Annotated in this window: 16 protein-coding genes; 10 read left to right on the top strand and 6 right to left on the bottom strand. The window is 54.8% G+C overall.

Features of this window, described 5'->3' with window-relative positions; all coding sequences use genetic code 11:
* Positions 1–152 precede the first annotated feature (152 nt).
* From IPJ96_00635 to IPJ96_00645, 3 genes are read right to left on the bottom strand one after another with little or no spacing between them, the layout of a single operon-like run.
* Positions 153–1,448, bottom strand: a complete 1,296-nt coding sequence (locus IPJ96_00635; protein ID MBK7908863.1) for a TolC family protein — start codon at positions 1,446–1,448, stop codon at positions 153–155.
* The gene (locus tag IPJ96_00640) at positions 1,445–4,528 is read right to left on the bottom strand and encodes an efflux RND transporter permease subunit (GenBank protein MBK7908864.1); all 3,084 of its coding nucleotides are present in this window, start codon (positions 4,526–4,528) and stop codon (positions 1,445–1,447) included. The genes IPJ96_00635 and IPJ96_00640 overlap by 4 nt, the downstream gene beginning before the upstream one ends.
* Positions 4,529–4,546: 18 nt before the next feature.
* A complete protein-coding gene (locus tag IPJ96_00645; protein ID MBK7908865.1) occupies positions 4,547–5,587 on the bottom strand; it encodes an efflux RND transporter periplasmic adaptor subunit in 1,041 nt (346 codons plus the stop codon).
* 201 nt (positions 5,588–5,788) lie between these two features.
* On the opposite strand from IPJ96_00645, the gene IPJ96_00650 reads away from it, so the two are divergent.
* The 5 genes from IPJ96_00650 (at position 5,789) to IPJ96_00670 (ending at position 10,553) form a co-directional block, all read left to right on the top strand.
* The gene (locus tag IPJ96_00650; protein ID MBK7908866.1) at positions 5,789–6,895 is read left to right on the top strand and encodes a dipeptide epimerase; all 1,107 of its coding nucleotides are present in this window, start codon (positions 5,789–5,791) and stop codon (positions 6,893–6,895) included.
* Between the two features lie 45 nt (positions 6,896–6,940).
* Positions 6,941–7,324: a response regulator gene (locus tag IPJ96_00655; GenBank protein ID MBK7908867.1), complete on the top strand. Its 384-nt coding sequence runs from the start codon at positions 6,941–6,943 to the stop codon at positions 7,322–7,324.
* A 75-nt stretch (positions 7,325–7,399) separates the two neighbouring features.
* Positions 7,400–8,875, top strand: a complete 1,476-nt coding sequence (locus tag IPJ96_00660) for a serine hydrolase (GenBank protein MBK7908868.1) — start codon at positions 7,400–7,402, stop codon at positions 8,873–8,875.
* A 245-nt stretch (positions 8,876–9,120) separates the two neighbouring features.
* A complete protein-coding gene (locus IPJ96_00665; protein MBK7908869.1) occupies positions 9,121–10,122 on the top strand; it encodes a hypothetical protein in 1,002 nt (333 codons plus the stop codon).
* A 218-nt stretch (positions 10,123–10,340) separates the two neighbouring features.
* Positions 10,341–10,553: a hypothetical protein gene (locus IPJ96_00670; protein ID MBK7908870.1), complete on the top strand. Its 213-nt coding sequence runs from the start codon at positions 10,341–10,343 to the stop codon at positions 10,551–10,553.
* 71 nt (positions 10,554–10,624) lie between these two features.
* Here IPJ96_00670 and IPJ96_00675 read toward each other — a convergent pair whose 3' ends face one another.
* Positions 10,625–11,650 carry an IS110 family transposase gene (locus IPJ96_00675; GenBank protein MBK7908871.1) on the bottom strand — a complete coding sequence of 342 codons (1,026 nt, stop codon included), beginning with the start codon at positions 11,648–11,650 and terminating at the stop codon, positions 10,625–10,627.
* A 394-nt stretch (positions 11,651–12,044) separates the two neighbouring features.
* On the opposite strand from IPJ96_00675, the gene IPJ96_00680 reads away from it, so the two are divergent.
* Together IPJ96_00680 and IPJ96_00685 are read left to right on the top strand one after the other, a co-directional pair.
* Positions 12,045–12,644: a DNA alkylation repair protein gene (locus tag IPJ96_00680; GenBank protein MBK7908872.1), complete on the top strand. Its 600-nt coding sequence runs from the start codon at positions 12,045–12,047 to the stop codon at positions 12,642–12,644.
* A 174-nt stretch (positions 12,645–12,818) separates the two neighbouring features.
* Positions 12,819–15,248 carry a TonB-dependent receptor gene (locus IPJ96_00685; GenBank protein MBK7908873.1) on the top strand — a complete coding sequence of 810 codons (2,430 nt, stop codon included), beginning with the start codon at positions 12,819–12,821 and terminating at the stop codon, positions 15,246–15,248.
* A gap of 115 nt (positions 15,249–15,363) precedes the next feature.
* Here IPJ96_00685 and IPJ96_00690 read toward each other — a convergent pair whose 3' ends face one another.
* The gene (locus tag IPJ96_00690) at positions 15,364–16,119 is read right to left on the bottom strand and encodes a T9SS type A sorting domain-containing protein (GenBank protein MBK7908874.1); all 756 of its coding nucleotides are present in this window, start codon (positions 16,117–16,119) and stop codon (positions 15,364–15,366) included.
* 1,170 nt (positions 16,120–17,289) lie between these two features.
* On the opposite strand from IPJ96_00690, the gene IPJ96_00695 reads away from it, so the two are divergent.
* A complete protein-coding gene (locus IPJ96_00695; protein ID MBK7908875.1) occupies positions 17,290–18,315 on the top strand; it encodes an IS110 family transposase in 1,026 nt (341 codons plus the stop codon).
* A gap of 205 nt (positions 18,316–18,520) precedes the next feature.
* Here the strand turns inward: IPJ96_00695 and IPJ96_00700 are convergent, their stop codons facing one another.
* Complete coding sequence (locus IPJ96_00700) at positions 18,521–19,513, bottom strand: bifunctional phosphoglucose/phosphomannose isomerase (protein ID MBK7908876.1); 993 nt, start codon at positions 19,511–19,513, stop codon at positions 18,521–18,523.
* Positions 19,514–19,674: 161 nt separating this feature from the next.
* Between IPJ96_00700 and lysS the strand changes: the two genes are divergently transcribed.
* Together lysS and IPJ96_00710 are read left to right on the top strand one after the other, a co-directional pair.
* The gene (lysS, locus tag IPJ96_00705) at positions 19,675–21,219 is read left to right on the top strand and encodes a lysine--tRNA ligase (GenBank protein ID MBK7908877.1); all 1,545 of its coding nucleotides are present in this window, start codon (positions 19,675–19,677) and stop codon (positions 21,217–21,219) included.
* Positions 21,220–21,912: 693 nt separating this feature from the next.
* Complete coding sequence (locus tag IPJ96_00710; GenBank protein MBK7908878.1) at positions 21,913–23,025, top strand: M28 family peptidase; 1,113 nt, start codon at positions 21,913–21,915, stop codon at positions 23,023–23,025.
* Positions 23,026–23,051: the final 26 nt, after the last annotated feature.

Raw genomic sequence — 23,051 nt, forward strand, 5'->3', positions numbered from 1 at the left:
CTGGAAACTGGTAATTAGTAATTAGTAATTAGTAACTAGTAATTGGTGATTGGTGATTGGTGATTGGTGATTGGTGATTGTTGATCACCAATCACCAACTGTTTACTGTTTACTATTTACTGTTCACTATTCACTGTTCACTGTTCACTACCCTACTCCGGCAACCGATTCATCAACCGCTTCAACTCCGTTTCCGCCAGCTTGGCTGTATAACGAACATTAGCAAGTGAAGCGGCTGTGGCTTCGTAGCTGGCCTGTGCGGCACGGAGGTCGAGCACGGTAGCCTGGTTGGTAGCGAATCGTTGCGAAAGGATATCCAGCAGTCGTCGCGAGAGTTGTTCGTTTTCTTCCTGCAAGCCGACTTGCTCGAGTGCTGTCCGATAGGCGGCATAGGTCTTCAAGGCCTCTGACAACAAACCCTGTTCGACGTTCTGTTGTTGGATACGGGCGTTCTCGGTTTGCAACTTAGCCACGCGGTGCTGTCGCTCGAACGCCCCGCCGTTGTAGATCGGTACTTGCAAGCTGAGTCCGATGTTCGGGCCGTAACTCTGGTTGATGAGCGAGAACCCGGCTTCGCTCTGGCTACGCTGGAAATTGTAACCACCGTTGAGCCGCAGACTTGGGAGCCGTTGCGCGTTGATCTCCCGTTCGAGCTGTTCGTTGATCACCACCAGCGCACCGGCTGCTACGTAGTCCGGATTCCGTTGCAAATACGAGCGTACGGAATCCTGCCGGATGCTTTGATCGAGTTTGAGCGAATCCGTCGGTGAAAGGGTCGAGTCGCCCGGTACGGCGAGCAACCTCGACAGGTCCAGCTTAGCCTGGCGGATCGCCAATTGTTGTGCGCTCAGCGCTTGCTCGGCGGCATTCAGATCGATACGCGCCTGAAAAAGGTCGGCGTCATTGGCCAGCCCGACCCGCGCCCGTGTTTCCAACACCTTGACACGCTCCGCAACGAAATCCCGGCTGCGTGTAAGCGCCTGTCCCACCTGCTCCTGCCGCTGAACGTCGTAGTAGCGACCGATCACCGCGGCCAAGGTGCTTTGTATTTGCGACAACAACTGAGCGTCACCCGCTTCTTGCAGCCGGGCGAGTCGCTCGCGCGTGGCGCTGATGCGATACCCATTGAAAAGGGTATAGGAAACGGCGAGGGCGCCGTTCATCGTATTGCCGGCAGCGCCGTCGCGCTCGATGATCGTACCGTTGGCGAGTTTTTGATAGATGTTGGTACTCTGCTGCACATCGCCTCCCGACAGGTTCACGGTCGGCAGTGCGCCTGCAACACCCGGATGGTTGTTCCATTCGGCCGCCTCCGCATTGTTCCTGGCCAGACGGACTTCGAGGTTGTTCTGCAAGGCACGATCCATCGCTTCCTTCAGCGAAAGGCCGGTTTGTCCCGTTGCAAACACCGGGAAGAATAGCAGGATGAGGAGTCGTTTCAACTTCATGCGGATTCGGATTCGTCGCCGGCCGTTACCCGATCATGCCGCTTGCCAGTGATGACGAGGTAAAGCGACGGAATTACGAAGAGGGTCAGTACAAGCGAGAACAGCAGGCCGCCGACGATGACGATCCCGAGTGGAATGCGGCTGGTGGCGGCGTCGCCCAGGCTGAGCGCGATCGGCAATGCACCGAGCGCCGTGGCCAGGCTGGTCATGAGAATCGGGCGAAGGCGATGCGAGGCTGCTTCCAGTACCGCTTCCCGTAAAGGCAAACCCGATGCTCGCTTTTGGTTCGCGAATTCAACAATGAGGATGCCGTTCTTCGTCACCAGGCCGATGAGCATGATCATGCCGATCTGCGAGAAGATATTAAGCGTCTGACCGAAGATCCACAAGCTCAGCAAGGCTCCGGCAAGCGCCAGCGGTACGGTGATCATGATCGTCAGCGGATCACGGAAACTCTCGAATTGCGCCGCGAGGATCAGGTAGATCAGCAAGAGGGCCAGCAGAAACGCGAAGAGGATGTTCGAAGAACTTTCCGCGAAGTCGCGCGAAGGACCGCTGAGTGATGTCTGAAACGATTCGTCCAGCAAGGTATCCGCGATCCCGCGCATCACTTCAACGCCGTCTCCGATCGTCTTCCCTTCCGCGAGGGATGCCGAAACGGTGGCTGATTTGAATCGATTGAAATGATACAGGGTAGGCGGGCTGGCGGAAGGTTTCATCATCACCAAAGATGCCATGGAAACCATTTCGCCGGCGGGCGTGCGAACATACAAGTCGGTGATGTCGGCAGGCTTCTGTCGATCAGAAAGGTCCACCTGGGAATAAACCGAATACTGCTTCCCGTTCATCGTGAAATACGCGATGCGCCGGCCGGAAAATGCCGACTGGATCACCGTGGAGATATCGCTGACCGTCAGTCCCAACTCGCGCGCCTTGATCCGGTCGATCTCGATGTTCATCTCCGGTCGGTTGAACTTGAGGTTCACGTCCACGTTCTGAAAGGTCTTGTTCGCGCGGGCTGCTTCGAGGAAACGAGGCAACACGCTTTTGATCTTGTCGAAGTCGAGGTTCTGCAAAACGAATTGTACCGGTAACGAACCGCGGGACCCAAGGCCGACGGAGATGGTTTGTTCTTCGATCGGGAAGATGCGCAGGTTGTTGAACCGCGTGGCCTTTTTGGCCAGGTCGCGTGCGATCTCCGATTGCGAACGCTCGCGTTGATCCGGTGGCACCAATGCGGCACGGCCGAAACCTGAATTGATGCTGGTACCGAAGAAGCTGGGCACTGCGAGGAAAGCGAACTCCTTTTCCTTCAATGAATCAATCAGGAAGTTGCCGAACTCCTCGCCCGCCTGCGACATGAAACCATAGCTCGCTCCTTCGGGACCGCTGATGGAAAAACGGATGCTGCTTTTGTCCTCCAGCGGCGCCAGCTCGCTTTGCAAGCTGCGGCCGATGAAGAAGATCAACGCAAGGCAAGCCAGCACGATGCCAACGGCCAGCCAGCGACGGTGCAGGAAACGGTCGAGGCGGCGGCGATAGCCGGACTCCATAGCTCTAAAGAATGGCTCGGTCCGCTCGTAAAACCTTCCGTGACCTTTGTCCTTACTCTGCAAGAGTACATTGAGTACCGGAGTAATGGTCAGTGAAACGAACGCCGAGATCAAGACGGCCCCGGCCACGACGATGCCGAACTCGCGGAAGAGACTGCCGACAAAGCCCTCGAGGAAGATCACCGGCAGAAACACGATCGCCAACGTAGCGGACGTCGAGACCACCGCGAAGAAGATCTCCTTCGATCCTTCACGGGCGGCCTGCCGAATGGGCATCCCCTGCTCCAACTTTCGGAAGATGTTCTCCGTGACCACGATCCCGTCATCTACAACGAGTCCGGTGGCCAATACGATTCCCAGCAAGGTGAGGATGTTGATCGAGAAGCCTGCCAGGTACATGATGAAGAAAGTCGCAATGAGCGAGATCGGAATGTCGATCAGCGGTCGCAGGGCGATCTTCCAGTTACGGAAGAAGAAAAAGATGACGAGCACGACCAGGGAGAACGCGATCAGCAGCGTCTCTTCCACTTCGAGCAGGGAGCGTCGAACGTTTCGCGTACTGTCGATCAGTGTACTCAATTGAATATCGGTGGCATTGCCTTTCTGGATCTCCGCCAGTCGCTTGTAGTATTCGTCCGCGATCTTGATGTAGTTGGCGCCGGGCTGCGGGATGATCGCGAGCCCCACGCCGGGCAAGCCATTCAGCTTCCAACTCTGTTCGTATTGCTCCGGGCCCAGCTCGACCCTTGCCACATCTCCCAGGCGGACGATGCCGTCGGCGTCTTCGCGCAACACCAGTTGCCGGAACTCCTCTTCGGTACGCAGTCGTCCCATCGCTCGAATAGTCAGTTCCGTCTGATTGCCGTACACCTTACCGGAGGGCGTTTCGACATTCTCCGCGTTCAATACCCGCGTAACGTCGTTGAACGCCAGGTTGAACGCGTTCAGGCGGTTCGGATCGATCCAGATGCGCATGGAAGGACGCTTCTGTCCGAAGATGTTCACGCCGCTGACATCCGGAATCGTCTGGAACTTATTCTGCAGGACGTTCTCGGCATAGTCGCTGAGTTCCAGCAAGCCTTTCGTCTGGCTCTGCAAGGCGAGGAGAATGATGAAATCCGAATTCGCGTCGGCTTTGGTGACGACCGGAGGCGCGTCGATGTCTTGCGGAAGATTGCGCACCGCCTGGCTCACCTTGTCGCGTACATCGTTCGCGGCGGCTTCGAGCTCGGCATCGAGGTTGAACTCGACCGAGATGTTCGAGTTGCCGGTTGAACTGGTCGACGAGATCGTCCGAATTCCCGGGATGCCGTTAATCGCTTTCTCCAGCGGCTCGGTGATCTGACTCTCGACAATGTCGGCACTCGCGCCGGCATAATTGGTCGATACGGTGATCGTCGGCGGATCGATGGCGGGATACTCACGCACCCCGAGGAAGGTCATTCCGATGATGCCGAACAGGATGATGACCAGGTTCATCACCGTGGCCAGTACCGGTCGTCGCAGGGAAAGCTCGGAAATATTCATAGGCTTCGCGGCGAAAGATCAGGATGCGGTGAAAGAAGAACGGGTACGAACGCCGCGGACTTTGACCGGCGCATTGGGTCGCACGAACAATACACCGGTAACGACCACGGAATCACCCGGCGTCAGTCCTTCGGTGATCTCCACGAAATCAGCGGTACGCACGCCGGTTTTAACATTCACGAATTTGCCTTTCCCTTCCCGTACCAACACCACCTTACTGGACAGAGCGTCGGGAATGATGGAAGCCGTGGGAACCAGGATCCCGTCGGCCGACTGGCGCAGCCGGACCTTTACAAAGGAGCCGGGAACAAGGTCATTCCCTTGCAGCACCGCGCGCACTTTGATGTTACGCGTATTGGCATTCACCAGCGGTTCGATGGCCGACACACTGGCGGTGCTGGAGTTACCGTTCATGTCTTCGAGAAATACCGATATGCCCTTCTTCAGGTTGCGGCCGTATGTTTCCGGAACAGCGAAATCGACTTTGATGCGATCGGTCGCCTGGAGGGTAGTGAGCAGGGTTGCCGGCGTGACGTAGGCACCGGGGCTGACTTGTCGCAAGCCCAGGCGACCGGCGAACGGAGCGCGGATCTCTGTTTTGTCCAATTGTGCCTGTGTGACCTTTACCGCAGCGTCAAGCGATGCAACCTGGCTGGTTGCCGCGTCGATGTCGGCCTGGTTGACACCATTGATCGACAGCAACTGATTCAACCGCGCCAGGTTCTTTTGCGCGAGTTCGAGTTGAACCTCCTGTTGCCGCAACTGGGCGCGCAATTCGGCGTCGTTGACACGTGCCAGCAATGCGCCTTTGCTCACCACTGCACCGTCCTCCATCTCCAGGGCGATGATGCGGCCACTGGTTTCCGGACGCAACTCGACGGACTCTTGCGCCAATACGGTTCCGTTGACCTCGATATCCTGCGGAACGGTATCCATCCCGGCGATCATCACATCGACAGCCGCCGGCGCAGGACCACCTGCTCCTGCCGGAGGGCCGGATTGTTTACACGAACTGAAGATCAGGATGGAAAGCGGGAGGAATAAAAACCGGTAACGCATGCGAGGAACGGATGAGGCTCAAAGGTAACAAAAACAGAGGCGCATGGTTTGACCGTACGGGTCCTGAGTTTACACGCTTCATCAGAAATTTAGGAATACGAACATCATCGGAAGATAATCCATTCTTTCCTCCATGACTTGTGGATAATTGCTAAGACGACACGCAAGCGGGTCTTGCAGCGACCGGTAATTTGCACACGCATGCCGAAGATCCGTTCCATCACGCTCTATGCGGCCCGTATCCCGCTTGTCGACCCCTTCATCATCTCCCTCGGCATGCTCGATCATGCGGAAAACGTCGTGGTCAGGATCGAAGCGGACGCGTTGACCGGATTCGGCGAATGCAGTCCTTTCCGCACCATTCACGGCGAGACGCAGGCCGGCTGCATGAGTGTCGGAAAAGAAATCGCGAAAGTATTGCTTGGCGCCGATGCAAGTAATCCGGTCGACTGTCTTTCGCGCATGGATAAACTCATCTTCGGCAATGCCTGCATCAAGAGCGCGTTCGATATGGCCATCCACGATCTGGCGGCGCAAACTGCCGGATTACCGTTATGGCAATACCTCGGTGGAAAAGCCGGCGAGGAGCTCTTTACGGATTACACCGTCAGCATCGGTCCGGTGGACCGGATGGTGAAGGATGCCGTATCGATCCGGGAACGCGGATTTCCGGTGGTGAAAGTGAAACTTGGCGAGCACGCAGCGGCAGACATCCAACGGATGCGCGCGATCCGAGCAGCGATCGGCAACGATCTTCCCATTCGCATCGACGCGAATCAGGGATGGACAAAAAGCGATGCCATCGAAGCGTTGCAAAAAATGGAGTCGCTGAACATCCAGCATTGCGAGGAGCCCGTCTCACGTCGGGCCTTCTTCGAGCTGCCCGAGATCCGGAAAAACGCTCCGATCCCGATCATGGCCGATGAGTCCTGTTGCGACGAGTATGACGCGCAAAATCTGTTAGCCCTGCAAGCGGTCGATAGTTTTAACATCAAGCTGAGTAAATCCTCGGGGCTTATCCGGGCGCGACGCATCGCGGTACTGGCGGAGCAGGCCGGGATGCGCCTGCAACTCGGTGGGTTTCTGGAGTCGCGCCTGGGCTTCACCGCCGCAGCACACTTCGCCTGGACGCTGCAAGAGACGCCGTATGTCGATTTCGACACCCCGCTGATGTTGTCGGCCGATCCGGTGGATGGCGGGATGCTGTATGGCCCGGGCGGCCGTATCCGGCTTCCGGAAGGTCCCGGGCTGGGGGCCGCCGTGGACGCGGCTTTCCTGCAGTCCTGCCCCCGGGAAGAGGTCCGCTGAGCCGCATTTCGGGCCTGTCCCGGCATTTCGTACCTTTCGCTCAGGATGAAACAATCGGTCTATATCGTCGACGACGATCCCCTCTTCGCGCAGATGCTACACGATCATATCACTGCCGATGGCATGCGAAAAGTGCGCGTATTCCATTCCGGTGAAGAGTGCCTGCAACATCTTTTCGAGAAGCCGAACACGATCATCCTCGATTACCACCTGGACTCGGTACAAAAATCCGCCGCCAACGGACTTGCCATCCTTGAAAAGATCCGCAAGCACGACCGGAATGTCCACATCATCGTCCTCAGTAGCCAGACCCGCTACGCGGTCGCCGCGGAAACCATCGCGAAAGGCGCCGAACAGTATGTCATCAAAGACGACGAGGCCTTTTCGAAGATCGATGCCATGCTGCAGGAATTCGCGCGGGAAGACTGATACCCGCTTCCCGACTTCACCAACTTTAGGATTCCCTTAACGCGGAAGGCCTTTCATTCGCCCTATACTAGCGAAATGAAACACGGCTTCTCCACACTCGTCCTGCTGCTTTCCCTTCTCTTCAACGCAACCGCCGGCGAACCGGTATTGGTTGGCCACACAGCCGTACGCATCGACCAGTGGCTGCAGCAACTGGAAAAAGAAAAGCACTTCTCCGGCGGGGTGCTCGTGATGAGCAAAGGGGCGACCATCCTCCGAAAAGGCTACGGATGGGCGAACCAGGCGCAGCGCATTCCATTCGACGAGCGGACACTGGCCTGTATGGGCTCCATCACTAAAACTTTCACCGCCATGGCGGTCCTGAAACTGGAGGAGCAGGGAAAACTGAAGGTGACGGACACGCTGGGAAAATTCTTTTCAAAGGTTCCTTCCGATAAATCCAGCATTACCCTGCACCAGTTGATGACGCATTCCGGAGGTTTTGCGGAGATCTTTGAAAACGATGGAGGAGATTACGCAAAGCTGACCAAGGAAGAATTTCTACAGCGCGCCTTTCGCGAACCCTTGATGTACCAACCGGGTAGTCGTTCCCTGTACTCCAATGTAGGCATGAGCGTGGCAGCCGCGGTGATCGAGGAAGTCAGTCACCAGTCGTTTGAATCGTTTGTCAGAAATGAACTGCTCCAACCGATCGGCATCGGGGACATCGCGTACGATTATCCCGACAGTGAAACGCGTCGCATCGCTCACGGCTACGACCAAGGCACGGACTGGGGAACGCTGATGGACCGTTACCGGGAATTCGGAGGACCTTACTGGAATCTTTACGGCAACGGCGGGTTCTATGCATCCATCAGCGCGATGGAAACCTTCCTGCGCGCCATCCTGGATGAAAAGATCCTAACGCCTGCCGCGATTGCCAAACAACAGACGAAGCATATCGAAGAATGGGACACTGAAGGCCGATCGTTCTTCGGCTATGGTTGCGCCCTGGGACAATCGCGCCGGGGAACGCCGGTGATCCAGAATGGCGGCAGCAACGGCATCTACTTTGCCGACATGCTGATCTATCCGAAAGACGATGTTGCCTTGTATGTCGTAACCAATGACAACCGGATGATCGCCAACCGCATAATGGCAGGCATTACCCAACTGGTGTTCCTGGGTAAGATCGAGCAGGACCCGCTCGTGGTGCAAGCGCGCTTTGAGAGCCCGCTCGCGGAAGCGATGTACGATGCGATTGGGAAGCGCGGAGCAGCAGAATTCCGCAAGAACGGAAACGGACTGATCGACTCACTGGGCGTGGGTGACAACGACATGATTCTCCTGGAAGTCGGGCAGCAGCTATCGCGGGAAAATCGCCGGGAAGAAACGATCGCGTTGTATGAGCTCTATACGCAACGCTACCCGTCCATCGTCGTTGCCTGGAATGACCTGGGAGACGCTTATAGGGCCGTCGGTCGAAAAACGGACGCCCGCCGATGCTATGAACAAGCCTTGAAACTGCGTCCGGGAAACCCCCGTGCTACGGAAGCGCTGAAATCGCTCTAAAAAACGGAGTGTTTCCCGGTAAAAAACACCTTCGAAATCTCATTTCGAATTGCCCTTCCTGTTGACCTGATTCATATAGAAGCCAAACTCTGTATCTAACATCGCATCCTCGGAAACACGAGTACTAGCAAGGGTTTCACGAACATCAACCCGATGTTCTCCCGGATGGAAGAGTGAATATCCGTAGTACGCGACAAATCCGAGTTCGCTGGCTTAATTAACCGACTAAACAGGAAACAAAGAAAATGGCAAGGAAGTGGAACGTTCAGGGACTGTATCTCGCTCCGATCTTTTTACTGGCAAGTCTTACACTTTTCCTTACATCGTGTCAAAAGGAAGACCTGCTGACCGAATCCAATACTGCGGCAAGAATGGCTTCAACGTCATCCCCGACGCAAGTTCAAGTCCTGCCTGAATTGTTCGGATTTTATACCCATCCGAACAATCTGACCATCGGAAATGCCGCCAGTGAAGACAATGTCCTGAATTACCTGCGGAATAAAGGTGGCAACATGCTGAATTGTTACGCGCGCAATTCCATGGCCACTGCAACGGAAAGAGCCAAGTTCGCCGCTTTTTGCCGTAAGGCTGTCAGCACCTACGGCATTCGACTGATCACCTGCGACATCCGGGAGACGACCGAGCTTCCTACCTGGGATGCTTTGTACACCGCTTATCCTGATCTGCGAACCGTGGTTGCTCCGCTTACCGAAAAAGAGCCGTGGGTTACGAATGATTATGCCGGCTGTTTCTCGCTGTTACGATTGACCAAGGCGATGTGCAATCGCTATGGCGCCAAATTCTATTTCTACGAGGGTTGGATGGGGAAGAATTATTCCAATCCTCAGGCGGCAGTAGATTCCATGGTGTACTATTGTGACGGTATCTTCCTGTCGAACTACGTCAGCACGGCAGATTATCTCTCAACCGCGCCGGGTTATGGCAAGTGGGACAACAGGATCAAGTACCGACTCGATCAGGGATCTTCCACTTACGGCGGGATTACCAAGGCAGCCAAGAAGTTCAACAAGCTCGATTATCCGATCATCGAACTGCAATCACTCCAACAGTCGTTCCTTTTCTCGATCTATGCTACCACGGGATCTTATCGGTCCTTTTATGGAGGCTTGTATAACGACGCGAAATCGCTTTACAATGCATCAAATTCAGACGTCTTAAAGTACACCGAGCTCAGAGGTAAGAGTTTGTTTTATCACCCGTACGTATTGCAAGCACAGCCGAATTGATTCGGAGTGTACACGGACGGATCAGAAAATTCAACGTCATCGTCTGTAGTTATAAAACCGGGTGGATGTTTCCAATAGCTGGAAACATCCATCCGGTTCTTTTCTACATGCAAACAGCCGGTTTTTAGCGGGGATTCATGCGCTACCGTTACCCTAGATGACTTTTAGCATATCCGGCCCTTGCCGGCTGCCGTACATTTGCATTAGTAAAATACGCTATGAAATCCCGTTCCGACCTCGTCAAAGCCATAACACGTACGCGCGATCTGATCAAGATCACGACACAGGAAGTAGGCGAGCTATATCTTGAGTACCTGGAAACCCGTACCGAGCCCTTGCTCGAAACCGCACGACAGAAAGCCGTTTTCATCGGACAACTCAAAACCCGGGTTACCGAATTGGAGAACGCGTTCCTGACGGCCGATCATTGATTCAGGGTTTTTATTGGTTAAAGGTTTTTCGTGATAACGCATTTTCGTTACCGTTTTTTTCTCTGTGTATTCTAAGACTTACGCAACGTTTGATTGATTTTTTTCTCGTAGGTTAGGACGAATGGTGTTTTTCTTTTAATGACTGCAAAGACCCGATTGATCAGTTTGCAGGCTACGGCGTTTGCGATGACTTTGTGGTGTTTGCCCTCGGCCTTTTTCCTTTGGCAGTAGACCCTTATTTCAGGGTCGTAGATCATGGCGCTATTGGCTCCGTTGAGCAAGATTGCTTTCATCTGCTTATTTGCCATGGGATGTACCCTTGTCCTTCCCTTGGTTAATCCGGAGGAGTGTTCAAAAGGCGCCGTTCCGGCATAGCAGGCGAACTTTCGACCATCATCGAACTGAGTGAAGTTCTGGGTTATAACGAGCATCATCGTTGCAGCAATGAGTCCTATTCCCTTGACAGATTGCATCAGATCAAAATTCTGTTTGAGCTCCGGATCGGAGGCGATCACTTTTTCAATGGCCTCGTTTACTGCCTTAATGCTCTTTTCCAGCCGTTGAATGTGTTGTTCCAGATCCTCGGTAACCAGGTGATTGTCGATCACAACATTGAGCTTAGAGCGGCTCTTGAGGCTATTGACATTCTGGGTATGTTGCTGCACCAACGAGGCGCGGTAGGAGATCAGCTCTTTGAGTTGAAGGATGGATTTTTGAGGGATCACAAATGGCCGGAGCTTGTGATGATGGATCAAGGCGTAAACGCCGATTCGCTCTGCATCCGTCCGGTCACTTTTACCTCGGGTTACGCCCAGGGATTGTTGGATCTCTCTTGCCGGTATTACCGAATAGGTCATACCCTTTTCCTGTAACAGGCAACACAAAAGCAATCCGTAGTTGCCGGTGTGTTCCATGCAAAACCAGGGAGGTGATCCCGCTGGCACCTCCTTTTTCAGGCGTTTAAACATGGATTCAATTCCCTCCTGGCTGTTCTTCACCCGGAACAGACTCAAGGGTTTGGCTGAAGGGTCCACTACCAGTGCTACATCCAGCCATTGCGATGAGATGTCAATGCCAACGGTACAGACTGTTTTCATAACTTTGGTTTTAAGGTTTATTTGTCTGTACTGGAACAGGATGTGCTGCTAAAACCTTTAATAGGCCTGGATGCCTATGATTCTAACTGGCACCGCACCCTGAAAAGAGATAGAGGACTGATACACAGATTAGCCCTGAAGGCTCTAACTCTGCTTAGTTCACCTCTATCTCTTCCAGCACAGTCAGCTTGAAGTTACGAAGGCAAGTCTAAAGGTACCTCTGTGCGTACTTTGTGTCCTTCGTCGTTAAGTCCCTGATGAATCTTTGCTTCGATCAGCTAACAATTTACTCGATTCCTTTTAGGAAATTCGTGGCGTGAAAGCACCACACCCCGCCCTTTCCCGACTGGCCACCATCTATCGATCTTCCGGCGATGCCGTCGTAGCCGAAGGCATGTCGGCTTACATGAAAGGATTATTCCCCTTTGTCGGCATCAAGAAGCCGCAACGGGCGGAATTGTCGAAGCCGTTTTTTACCGAGCTGAAGAACCTGGATGCCGACACGATGCGGGCTTCGGTGCGCTGGTTGTGGAAACAACCCGAACGCGAGTTCCAGTACTTCGCGATGGAACTCTTGTGGAAGAACAAGAAAGCCTGGGACGATACCTACCTCGAACTTTTCGAAGAACTGGTCGAGTCGAAATCCTGGTGGGACACGGTGGATTTCATCGCGGCAACACTGGTCGGACATTTTCTCACGAAACATCCTAAACGTATTGCCACGACGACAAAAGCCTGGTGCGCATCCGGCAATCTGTGGCTGAACCGGACGGCGATCCTCTTCCAGCTCAAGTACAAGGACAAAACCGATTTCGCGCTGTTGCAGCGACTGATCGAACCGCATCGCGGATCGAAGGAGTTCTTTCACCAGAAGGCGATCGGCTGGAGTTTGCGGCAGTATGCTTACACCGACCCGAAGGCGGTCGTTGCTTATGTGAAACGTACCGAGCTGAAGCCTTTGAGCCGGCGGGAGGCGATGAAGCACCTTGGTTGATCCAGATATTGTTCGATCACTTCATCTTAGCACACGGAATACACGGATATCACGGATTTACACGGATCTTAATAGCTTTAGCGAAGATTAACAGGTATTCGGCTTATCTTAACCTATCATTAACCGGCATGACCTGCTGGGAGACGTAGGTTTGGTAACACCATTCCCCCTCTCATGCGTACCCGCCTGTTGTTCTCCTTTTTTCTTCTTCTGTCCTGTCTGGCATTCGCCCGGACCAATCGTACCGTATCCGGTATCCTGCACGGTTCCGACCGTCAGCCACTCGCGTATGCAACCGTGATGCTGCTGAATGCGGCCGACAGCAGTCTGGTCAAAGGCGCCATCACCGATGAACAGGGCGCTTACCGCTTCGACGACCTGCAGCCCGGCCGTTACCGTGTAAAAGCGACGCAGATTGGATTGGAAACAACGCTCTCCGCGGAGTTCGAAGTGACGGAGGCTGGCACGGAGCATCCCCTGCCCACCCTGGTCATGGGTGGTAAGTCGGTGCAACTGAAAGAGGCGACCGTATCGGGTGAGAAACCCTTTCTGGAGCACCGGGTCGATAAGATCGTCGTCAACGTGGAAAACAGTATCGTAAATGCCGGCGGCACGGCCCTCGAAATCCTCCAGAAGTCGCCCGGCGTGACGGTGGACAACAACGGCAACATCTCCCTGCGCGGCAAGCAGGGCGTACTCGTGATGATGGACGGCAAACCGACCTACCTGAGCGCCCAGGAACTTTACAACATGCTGCGTAACATGCCGGCGGATCAGCTTGCGCAGATCGAGATCATCACGAACCCCTCCGCCAAGTATGACGCTGCCGGCACGACAGGTATCGTGAATATCAAGATGCGCAAGAACCGCAACTACGGCACCAACGGCGACCTGCGCACCAGCTACGGACAGGGCCGCTACCTCGACTACGGATTCGGCGGCAGCGTCAATCACCGGAACAAGCTGTTCAACGCCTACGGCAGTTACGATTATGGCAACGGTTTCTATTTCGAGAGCACGGAGATGCAGCGGCGTTTCCGCGACGGGAACTTTGTCTCGACCTTCAAGCAGGACAACTACGACAAAGGGGAGTACATCAACCACAACTTCCGCGGCGGACTGGATGTGAGTCTTTCGCCTAAGCACACGATCGGTTTCCTGGTCCGTGGAACCTACAACACCGGCGAGAACCACAACCGGAGCGTGACCGACATCCTCAATGCTTCGGACATTCCCGATTCGGGTTACGTGACGCGGAACGATAACAACAGCGAGTGGAACAACCTCAACGGAAATTTCAACTACCGTTGGGCGATCGACAGCGCCGGGCAGGAACTCTCGGTTGATGCCGATCTGGGCCGCTTCGACAACAAGGCCGATTTCAATTTCTACACCGACCATTACGATTACCTGAACCGCAGCAACGACTGGGTCGAGCGGTCTTACAACCGGCAACCGGCCGTGATCGACATCCGGACGGCGAAAGCCGACTATGTGAAACCGATCGGGAAAAAGTCGCGCTTCGAGGCCGGGGCCAAGATCAGCGATGTGGAGACCGACAGCGACGTGCGGTTCTTCAACATCATCAACGGCGCGGACGTGGCGGACACCGGCAAGACGAATCACTTCGTGTACGAGGAGACGATCCGGGCAGGTTATGTCAACGGCACGACGGAGTTCGGAAAGATCGGCCTGCAACTCGGTCTGCGCGCGGAACAGACGATCGCGAAAGGCACCCAACAGGTGAACAATTCGACCTTCACCCGCGACTATACGCAGCTCTTCCCGACCGCTTTCCTTACTTACACCTTCAACGACACCCACCAGGTACACGTATCGTACGGGCGCCGCATCGACCGGCCGGCGTATCAGCAGCTCAATCCGTTCAAGTTCTACCTGGATCCCTATACCTACCAGGAAGGCAACCCGCTCCTGCAACCGCAACTGACGAACGCGTATGAGATCGGCTACACCTTCCTGCAACGCTATTCGATCAACCTTAATTTCAGTCGGACCAACAACGCGATGACGCAGATCACGCGGCAGATCGATTCGTTGCGGACGACCTACATCATCACGGAAAACCTGCAGACGAACGACAACCTGAGTGTGAACCTCAACCTGCCGTTCCAGCCGTTCCCCTGGTGGGAGATGAACAACAACCTGACGGTGTACAACACCCGCTTCAAGGGCCCCAGTTCGGCGGGCGAAGTGGACGTACAGCGTACGGCGGTATCCTTCAATACCAACCATGCGATCCGGTTACCGAAGGAGTGGGCGCTGGAGGTGAACGGCTATTTCAACAGCGCATCGGTCTGGGGCACCTGGATGGTGCGGCCGTACGGTAGCATGTCGATGGGCTTTCGGAAGCAGTTACTCGACGGGAAAGTGACCCTGCGCATCAACGTGAATGATCCGTTCTGGACGGACCGTATCCGGTCGACGGTGCGGATGGAGAACATCGACGCGCAGTTCAACCGCTTTTACGACAGTCGTTTCGTACGCTTCCACGTCTCCTGGAAATTCGGCAAGCAAACCGTAGCCGGCAACCGCCAACGCCGCACCGGAGCCGAAGAAGAACAGAATCGCATCCAGCGGCGATAGGCAAGTTGGTTTATTGGATCTCTGTAGAATTAGCACACAGATATTTCCGTGAGCACCCGTGCCATCCGTGTATTCCGTGTTCTAAAAACTACGAAGCACACAGAAGCCACCAGAATCATTCCACCACCACCCGTCCACTCACCCGTTCCGCTTCCGTTTCCAGGACCACGATGTACACCCCGGCGGCCGTTCCGCTGAGGTCCCATTGGCGGGTGTAGTAGGGTGGTTGGATGCTGATTTCTTCGCTGCGGAGGAGTTGGCCGGTGACTGAGTAAAGCGCCAGGCTGCCTTGCTTGCCGCGCAGGTATTGCCCGTTCACGAACAACTGCCGCCAGCCGGTATGGAAAAACAGCTTCAACTGCGCAGGCTCAAACACGGGCACCTGACTCATGCTCGTAATCAATGTATCGCAAACACTCCCCGCCAGCGGCCCCAGCTCGTAGTTGGGGTTGTTGGGAAGGCCGTGGTAGCAACGATGGCCTCCGAGGTAAAAGCTGTATGGCCGAAAATCGCACAAAGCGGCCGGCTGATTGGGGTCGTGGATCACGCTGATGTTCATGTTCTCAGGATAAAAAGTCGTATCGCAGTAGAGGTAGAAAAAACCGCAATCGTTATTATCCAGGTACTGCGACAGGTAGATCTTATTGTCAGGGCCAAGCTTCAGCATTCCCGTCTCATCAGGCAGATAAAAATTGTAGATCGTATCCATGCTTGCCTGAATATCCGGGGCCAGTAAATCGAACTGTATGAGACAGGAAATGGAATCATTGTTCCCGTACTCGACCGTGCTCAGGTAAAGTTTGGTCTCATCCGGACTAAACTCACTCGACCAAAACAACCCATTGAGCGTGGTTACCTGACGCTGATGCACAAACCGGGGGTTACTCAATATCCCGGTGCAGCGGTCAAAGTCGAAAAGTTCGATAAATTGGTTACAATCGGTTGCAACAAGTTTATTCCCACTTGGGCTAAACTTAAGCCGAAGGAGGTTCGTTTCGCTTGCCCGGCCAATTAGCTGTACAGGTTGTGGGTGGATACCATCAGGACTTATCAGATAGGTATACACTTCATCGCTCAATTGTCCAATGGTGCCTTCTTTATGTATTACCCACCAATCCCGGCCATTACCGTGTTTCACAGCAGCAAGCCCGTCATTAACGGGGAAGTTCTGCAATTGGATGTTCTTCTGAATTACACGCCCCAAGCCGCCATTATAACTCAAATCGATAAGAGAATAGTAGCATCCTGGATTAATCGCTGGTGTTATTCCTACAGAGAAAAGATAGAACTGGTTGTAATTGGATGGATTGGGTACTATAACCATTTCCTGATACCATTGATTCGAAACCAAGGTATCTCCGTTATCCATAAGTTGATGGTTACTGTTTACAACATGTCCCAGATAATACACCGTTGTTGCTGGCCAAAGTAAAGTATTGGGCGCCCCGGCATAAAAAAGTAACTGACCAATGCTGTCACAAATGCTGACGCACGTTCCTCTTGATCTTAGAATGGATTCACCTGGCATAGGATTCGATAAATCTGAAAAATCAATTGCCGCACTGTCACCAAATGCCCAGTACCGGTCGGTGAACTGAGCCCCGGCCTGGAGGGAACACACCACGAGCAAGAATAAAAGGCGGAGCGGCATGCGGGAAAGCTTGATAGCGGTATGTCAAGATACGAAATCCCGGAACCTTTGGCGAATCGCGGAATCTGATGAGGGTCAACAGGGATAGCACGCGGATCCCGCGGAGATGTGTGATTCACCTGCCTGCTTCGTAGTTTTTAGTTACACGGAGTCACGCAGAGGGCACGCAGAGTTTCCTTTAGACTTGCCTTCGTAACTTCAAGCTGACTGTGCTGGAAGAGATAGAGGTGAACTAAGCAGAGTTAGAGCCTTCAGGGCTAATCTGTGTATCAGTCCTCTATCTCTTTTCAGGGTGCGGTGCCAGTTAGAATCATAGGCATCCAGGCCTATTAAAGGTTTTAGCAGCACATCCTGTTCCAGTACAGACAAATAAACCTTAAAACCAAAGTTATGAAAACAGTCTGTACCGTTGGCATTGACATCTCATCGCAATGGCTGGATGTAGCACTGGTAGTGGACCCTTCAGCCAAACCCTTGAGTCTGTTCCGGGTGAAGAACAGCCAGGAGGGAATTGAATCCATGTTTAAACGCCTGAAAAAGGAGGTGCCAGCGGGATCACCTCCCTGGTTTTGCATGGAACACACCGGCAACTACGGATTGCTTTTGTGTTGCCTGTTACAGGAAAAGGGTATGACCTATTCGGTAATACCGGCAAGAGAGATCCAACAATCCCTGGGCGTAACCCGAGGTAAAAGTGACCGGACGGATGCAGAGCGAATCGGCGTTTACGCCTTGATCCATCATCACAAGCTCCGGCCATTTGTGATCCCTCAAAAATCCATCCTTCAACTCAAAGAGCTGATCTCCTACCGCGCCTCGTTGGTGCAGCAACATACCCAGAATGTCAATAGCCTCAAGAGCCGCTCTAAGCTCAATGTTGTGATCGACAATCACCTGGTTACCGAGGATCTGGAACAACACATTCAACGGCTGGAAAAGAGCATTAAGGCAGTAAACGAGGCCATTGAAAAAGTGATCGCCTCCGATCCGGAGCTCAAACAGAATTTTGATCTGATGCAATCTGTCAAGGGAATAGGACTCATTGCTGCAACGATGATGCTCGTTATAACCCAGAACTTCACTCAGTTCGATGATGGTCGAAAGTTCGCCTGCTATGCCGGAACGGCGCCTTTTGAACACTCCTCCGGATTAACCAAGGGAAGGACAAGGGTACATCCCATGGCAAATAAGCAGATGAAAGCAATCTTGCTCAACGGAGCCAATAGCGCCATGATCTACGACCCTGAAATAAGGGTCTACTGCCAAAGGAAAAAGGCCGAGGGCAAACACCACAAAGTCATCGCAAACGCCGTAGCCTGCAAACTGATCAATCGGGTCTTTGCAGTCATTAAAAGAAAAACACCATTCGTCCTAACCTACGAGAAAAAAATCAATCAAACGTTGCGTAAGTCTTAGAATACACAGAGCTCGATCTCTGTGCTCCTCCGTGCATTCCTCTGTGTCCCCCGTGGTTCATAGCCTAGACTATCCGACAGTGGTCAAAAAGTAACAGCACGCGGATCCCGCGGATGTTGCGGATTTGCGCGGATCTATTTTCCGCGAGCTTCCGCCTTATCAGCGGTATCCGCGTTCCATCATGAATAAGGCACTGGCGGAACTATCATCGCTCTCCCAGCTTCGCGAGGGAGCCTTTGAGGTGGTTGATGACGTTCACTTCGACGGCGTCGATGGCTTTGCGGTCGGCGAGGTAGCAGGAGACCCAGTCGGTGAGGTGCACCAGGTAGAGCGAACGCTCCAACATCGAGTCGCCCCGCGACCAGATCTCGCGGATGTGCGGGGTGCGTTGCGCGATGATCTCCTTGTTGATCTCGATGCGCGCCTGAGAACGGTAGTAGTCGGTGCTGTTGCGCAGGATCACGACGGCACACTCTTCGTGTTGTTCGGCCCAGCCCACCAGTTCGTTGTGGTTCATCTCGGGGATGATGTGGTGCCAGCAGAGCATCTTGGAGTTCTCGTTGATCTGCTGCCGGAAGCGCGTGGCCACGCCGTTGTAACCGTCGACCGCGTAGATCACCGGCAGTTTGCCGAAAAGAAAATCGGTGACTTCCTGCGCCTCGGACTTGATGGCCGCTTCTTCCATACGCATCCGGTCGATCGAAGCCCGGAGCTGCGCGACGAACGCGCCGCTGATGAGTCCTTTCTTATGCAGGATGAAAAAGAGCTGCGTGAGCGAATAACCGAGACACGAACGTGGCGGGTTGCCGCCGGGGATAAGGACAAGGTCGAGCCTGTGCTCGCGTGCGCGTTCGGCTACGCTGCCGCCCGAGGTGATGCAACTGATCTGCGCGCCTTTCTCCAGCGCGACGTCCATGGCCTGCAGGGTCTCTTCGGTATTACCCGAATACGACGACACGATCACCAACGTCTCCGGTCCGGTGAAAGCCGGCAGGAAATAATCCTTGTTGACGGTGACGGGTACCGGACATTCGTTCGCGATAATCTCGGACACGATGGTGCCGCCGATACCCGAACCGCCCAGTCCGGTGATGATGACATTGCGGATGGGGCGAATGGGACGGGAAATGCTGGCTTGTTCGCCAATGCGCAGGGCTTCTTCCAACTGCTCGGGGAATCGCTGTACGAGATCTTTCATGACTATTAATGGAGTCCGGCGTATACGGCCGCAAAGGTAGGGGGTTACCGATTCCGGGCCGAACGCGCGTTGCGTGGACTTGTTGCAATTTATTGATTCTGTATCGATTAACGTTTTGAGCCATCCGGCCTGAACCGCTATCTTTGCGAAAATTTCGCAGCATGGAATTGCACGAGCAGGAACAGATCCGCCGCCAGAAGTTGGACGAACTCCAAAAACACGGCTACCAGGCCTATCCGGCCGACGCCTGGCCGGTCACTGTCAGCGCCCGCCAGATCCTCGACGGCTTCGACGCCAACCCCGACGGTTTCAAGGAGCTGAGCTATGCCGGCCGGATCATGAGCGTACGCGACATGGGCAAGGCCCTGTTCGCGGTGCTTCAGGACGCCTCCGGACGCATCCAGATCTACGTCCGCCGCGACGACATCTGTCCGGGCGAGGATAAATCGGATTACGATTTCCTGGTGAAGAAGATGCTCGACATCGGCGACATCATCGGGATCAAGGGCTTCGTATTCCGCACGAAGATGGGCGAGATCACCATCCACGCCACCGCCGTCAAGTTGCTTTCCAAGTCACTGCGTCCGTTGCCGATCGTGAAGCAGGACGCCGACGGCAATGTGCACGACGCCTTTACCGATCCGGAGCAGCGCTACCGGATGCGGTACGTGGACCTGATCGTGAACCCGCAGGTGCGCGAGACATTTGTGAAGCGTACGCAACTGGTCAACTCGATGCGTTCGTTCCTGAACACCCGCGGCTACCTCGAGGTGGAGACGCCGATCCTGCAACCGCTCTACGGCGGCGCGGCGGCGCGTCCGTTCAAGACGCACCACAACACGCTCGACATGACGCTCTACCTGCGCATCGCGAACGAGTTGTACCTCAAGCGCCTCATCGTGGGCGGCTACGACGGGGTGTACGAGTTCTCGAAGGACTTCCGGAACGAAGGCATGAGCCGGTTCCACAACCCGGAGTTCACCCAGATGGAACTCTACGTCGCTTACCAGGACTACGAATGGATGATGAACCTGGTGGAAGAGATGGTCGAGAAGATCGCACTCGACCTACACGGCAAGACCGAGGTGCAGGTGGGTGAACACGTGATCAACTTCCAACGGCCCTGGAAGCGTTATACGATGTACGGCGCGATCGCGCACTATACCGGCATCGACATCTCCGGGATGGACGAAGCCGAACTGCGAAAGACGGCGCGGAGCATCGGCATTCATGTGGACGATACGATGGGCCGCGGTAAGCTGATTGACGAGATGTTCGGAGAGAAAGTTGAAGCGCACCTGATCCAGCCGACCTTCATCACCGACTATCCGCTGGAGATGAGTCCGCTCGCGAAGCAGCACCGCTCCAAGCCGGGGCTGGTGGAGCGCTTCGAGGCGATCTGCAACGGCAAGGAGATCTGCAACGCCTTCTCCGAGCTCAACGATCCGCTCGACCAGCGCAAGCGCTTCGAGGACCAGCTCGAACTCGGCAAGCGCGGCGACGAAGAAGCCATGCAGCTCGACGAAGACTTCCTGCGCGCGCTCGAGTTCGGCATGCCGCCTACGGCAGGCCTGGGTATCGGCATCGACCGCCTGAGCATGATCATGACGAACAGTCATTCGATCCAGGACGTGCTCTTCTTCCCGGCCATGCGCCCGGAGAAGAAAGAAGCGCCGGCAGAGGGCGCCGAAGCCGTTTCGAGTTGATTCATCATCAGAAAAAAGTCAAAAGGGCACCGAGCGTGCCCTTTTTTATTCCCGGAAGCCGCTCCCTGCGACAAGGCTTGCGCGTCGATTCCGTATCTTTATGCTGCAATGAAACCGATCCGTTTCCTGACCCTGTTCTTCACCGCCCTCGCCCTGGCGGCGAACTTTTCCTGTTCCACCGTTTCCAAGACACCGCTCACCGAAGCGCAACTGGAAACGAAGCTGCGGGAACATATCAGCACACTCGCCAGCGACGCGTACGAAGGCCGTGAAGCCGGCAGCGCCGGGGAAATCAAAGCGCGTGATTACATCGTGAAGGCGTTCAAGTCGGCCGGCCTGAAACCGAAAGGCGAGAAAGGCTTCCTGCAGCCGTTCACCTTCACCGCCGGCGCGACCTTCGGTCCGGGCACGCAGTTGTACGTGAACAACTACAGCTTCAAGGTCAACGACGACTTCACGCCGCTCCCCTACTCCGGCAACGGCGTCATCACCGGCTATGTGGCCCGGCTGGGCTACGGGATCGACGACAACAAACTCGGTCGTGAAGATTACAAAGGGAAGCTCAACATCGCCAAGAAGATCTTCGTGATGGAATCGGGTACGCCGGACGGCGCGAACCCGCACGGTAAGTTCGGCGAGTGGTCCGACTTGCGGAAGAAACTCGACATCGCGATCCAGCGCGGGGCCACGGCCGTGATCTTCATCAACAGCGACACAGCACAGGCGGATCCAAAAGCCGACTTCGATCACCGCATCTCGCCGGTGAGCATTCCTGTACTGTTCGCGAAGGGCAAGGCAGCGGAACTGTTGCGCGACAGCATCGTGACGAACTGTACGGTCGGAGCCGAGGTGATCAAAGTGACGAAGGACGCTTATAATGTCTGCGGCTACATCGACAACGGCGCTGCCACGACGGTGGTGATCGGCGCGCACTACGATCACCTGGGTTACGGGCACGAAGGCTCGCTTTACCGGGGTGAGCCGGCGATCCACAACGGCGCCGACGACAACGCGTCCGGCACGGCCGCCCTGATCGAGCTCGGCCGCGACCTGCGCATCCGCGGGCCGAAGCACAACAACTACCTGCTATTGGCCTTTTCCGGAGAAGAAAAGGGCCTGCTCGGTTCGAATTACTACGTGAAGCACCCGACGGTGGATCTCACGAAGGTGAACTACATGCTGAACATGGACATGGTCGGTCGCCTGAAAAAGGACGAGCCGGTGCTGATCCTGAGCGGCACGGGCACGAGTCCGCGCTGGAAAACGCTGGTCGATTCGATCGAAACGGACCAGGTCGAGATCAAGGCGACGGAATCGGGTGTGGGGCCGAGCGATCATACGTCGTTCTATCTGCAGAATATTCCGGTGCTGCACTTTTTCAGCGGCACGCATGCCGATTACCACAAACCGAGCGACGACGAAGACAAGATCAATTACCCGGGCGCACTGACGATCATCGGGATGATCCGCAAGACGATCGCGCTGGCGGACGGTTCGGGGAAGCTGGTGTTCACCAAGACGAAGGACGAGTCGAACGAGGATGCGCCGAAATTCAAAGTGACCCTGGGTGTGGTGCCCGACTACGCGTTCGACGGCGAGGGCATGCGCATCGATGGCGTAAGTGACGGCAAGCCGGCGCAAAAAGCGGGGCTACTGGCCGGCGACGTAGTGGTCCAGATCGGCGACTACAAAGTGGTGGACATGATGTCCTACATGAAAGCCCTCGGCAAATTCACCAAAGGCGAAACCACCACCGTAAAAGTCAAACGCGGTGCGGAGATGTTGGAGAAATCGATTACGTTTTGAGATTTCGCGCTTCGTATAAAAAAGGA

It is taken from the genome of Bacteroidota bacterium (assembly GCA_016713765.1).
GTDB classification, from domain to species: Bacteria; Bacteroidota; Bacteroidia; order AKYH767-A; family 2013-40CM-41-45; genus Pollutiaquabacter; species Pollutiaquabacter aromativorans.

What these genes read in the sequence shown, in the direction of transcription:
- IPJ96_00635 (MBK7908863.1), bottom strand. Translation starts at nt 1,448, where the DNA reads ATGAAGTTGAAACGACTCCTCATCCTGCTATTCTTCCCGGTGTTTGCA.
- IPJ96_00640 (MBK7908864.1), bottom strand. Translation starts at nt 4,528, where the DNA reads ATGAATATTTCCGAGCTTTCCCTGCGACGACCGGTACTGGCCACGGTG.
- IPJ96_00645 (MBK7908865.1), bottom strand. Translation starts at nt 5,587, where the DNA reads ATGCGTTACCGGTTTTTATTCCTCCCGCTTTCCATCCTGATCTTCAGT.
- IPJ96_00650 (MBK7908866.1), top strand. Translation starts at nt 5,789, where the DNA reads ATGCCGAAGATCCGTTCCATCACGCTCTATGCGGCCCGTATCCCGCTT.
- IPJ96_00655 (MBK7908867.1), top strand. Translation starts at nt 6,941, where the DNA reads ATGAAACAATCGGTCTATATCGTCGACGACGATCCCCTCTTCGCGCAG.
- IPJ96_00660 (MBK7908868.1), top strand. Translation starts at nt 7,400, where the DNA reads ATGAAACACGGCTTCTCCACACTCGTCCTGCTGCTTTCCCTTCTCTTC.
- IPJ96_00665 (MBK7908869.1), top strand. Translation starts at nt 9,121, where the DNA reads ATGGCAAGGAAGTGGAACGTTCAGGGACTGTATCTCGCTCCGATCTTT.
- IPJ96_00670 (MBK7908870.1), top strand. Translation starts at nt 10,341, where the DNA reads ATGAAATCCCGTTCCGACCTCGTCAAAGCCATAACACGTACGCGCGAT.
- IPJ96_00675 (MBK7908871.1), bottom strand. Translation starts at nt 11,650, where the DNA reads ATGAAAACAGTCTGTACCGTTGGCATTGACATCTCATCGCAATGGCTG.
- IPJ96_00680 (MBK7908872.1), top strand. Translation starts at nt 12,045, where the DNA reads ATGTCGGCTTACATGAAAGGATTATTCCCCTTTGTCGGCATCAAGAAG.
- IPJ96_00685 (MBK7908873.1), top strand. Translation starts at nt 12,819, where the DNA reads ATGCGTACCCGCCTGTTGTTCTCCTTTTTTCTTCTTCTGTCCTGTCTG.
- IPJ96_00695 (MBK7908875.1), top strand. Translation starts at nt 17,290, where the DNA reads ATGAAAACAGTCTGTACCGTTGGCATTGACATCTCATCGCAATGGCTG.
- IPJ96_00700 (MBK7908876.1), bottom strand. Translation starts at nt 19,513, where the DNA reads ATGAAAGATCTCGTACAGCGATTCCCCGAGCAGTTGGAAGAAGCCCTG.
- lysS (MBK7908877.1), top strand. Translation starts at nt 19,675, where the DNA reads ATGGAATTGCACGAGCAGGAACAGATCCGCCGCCAGAAGTTGGACGAA.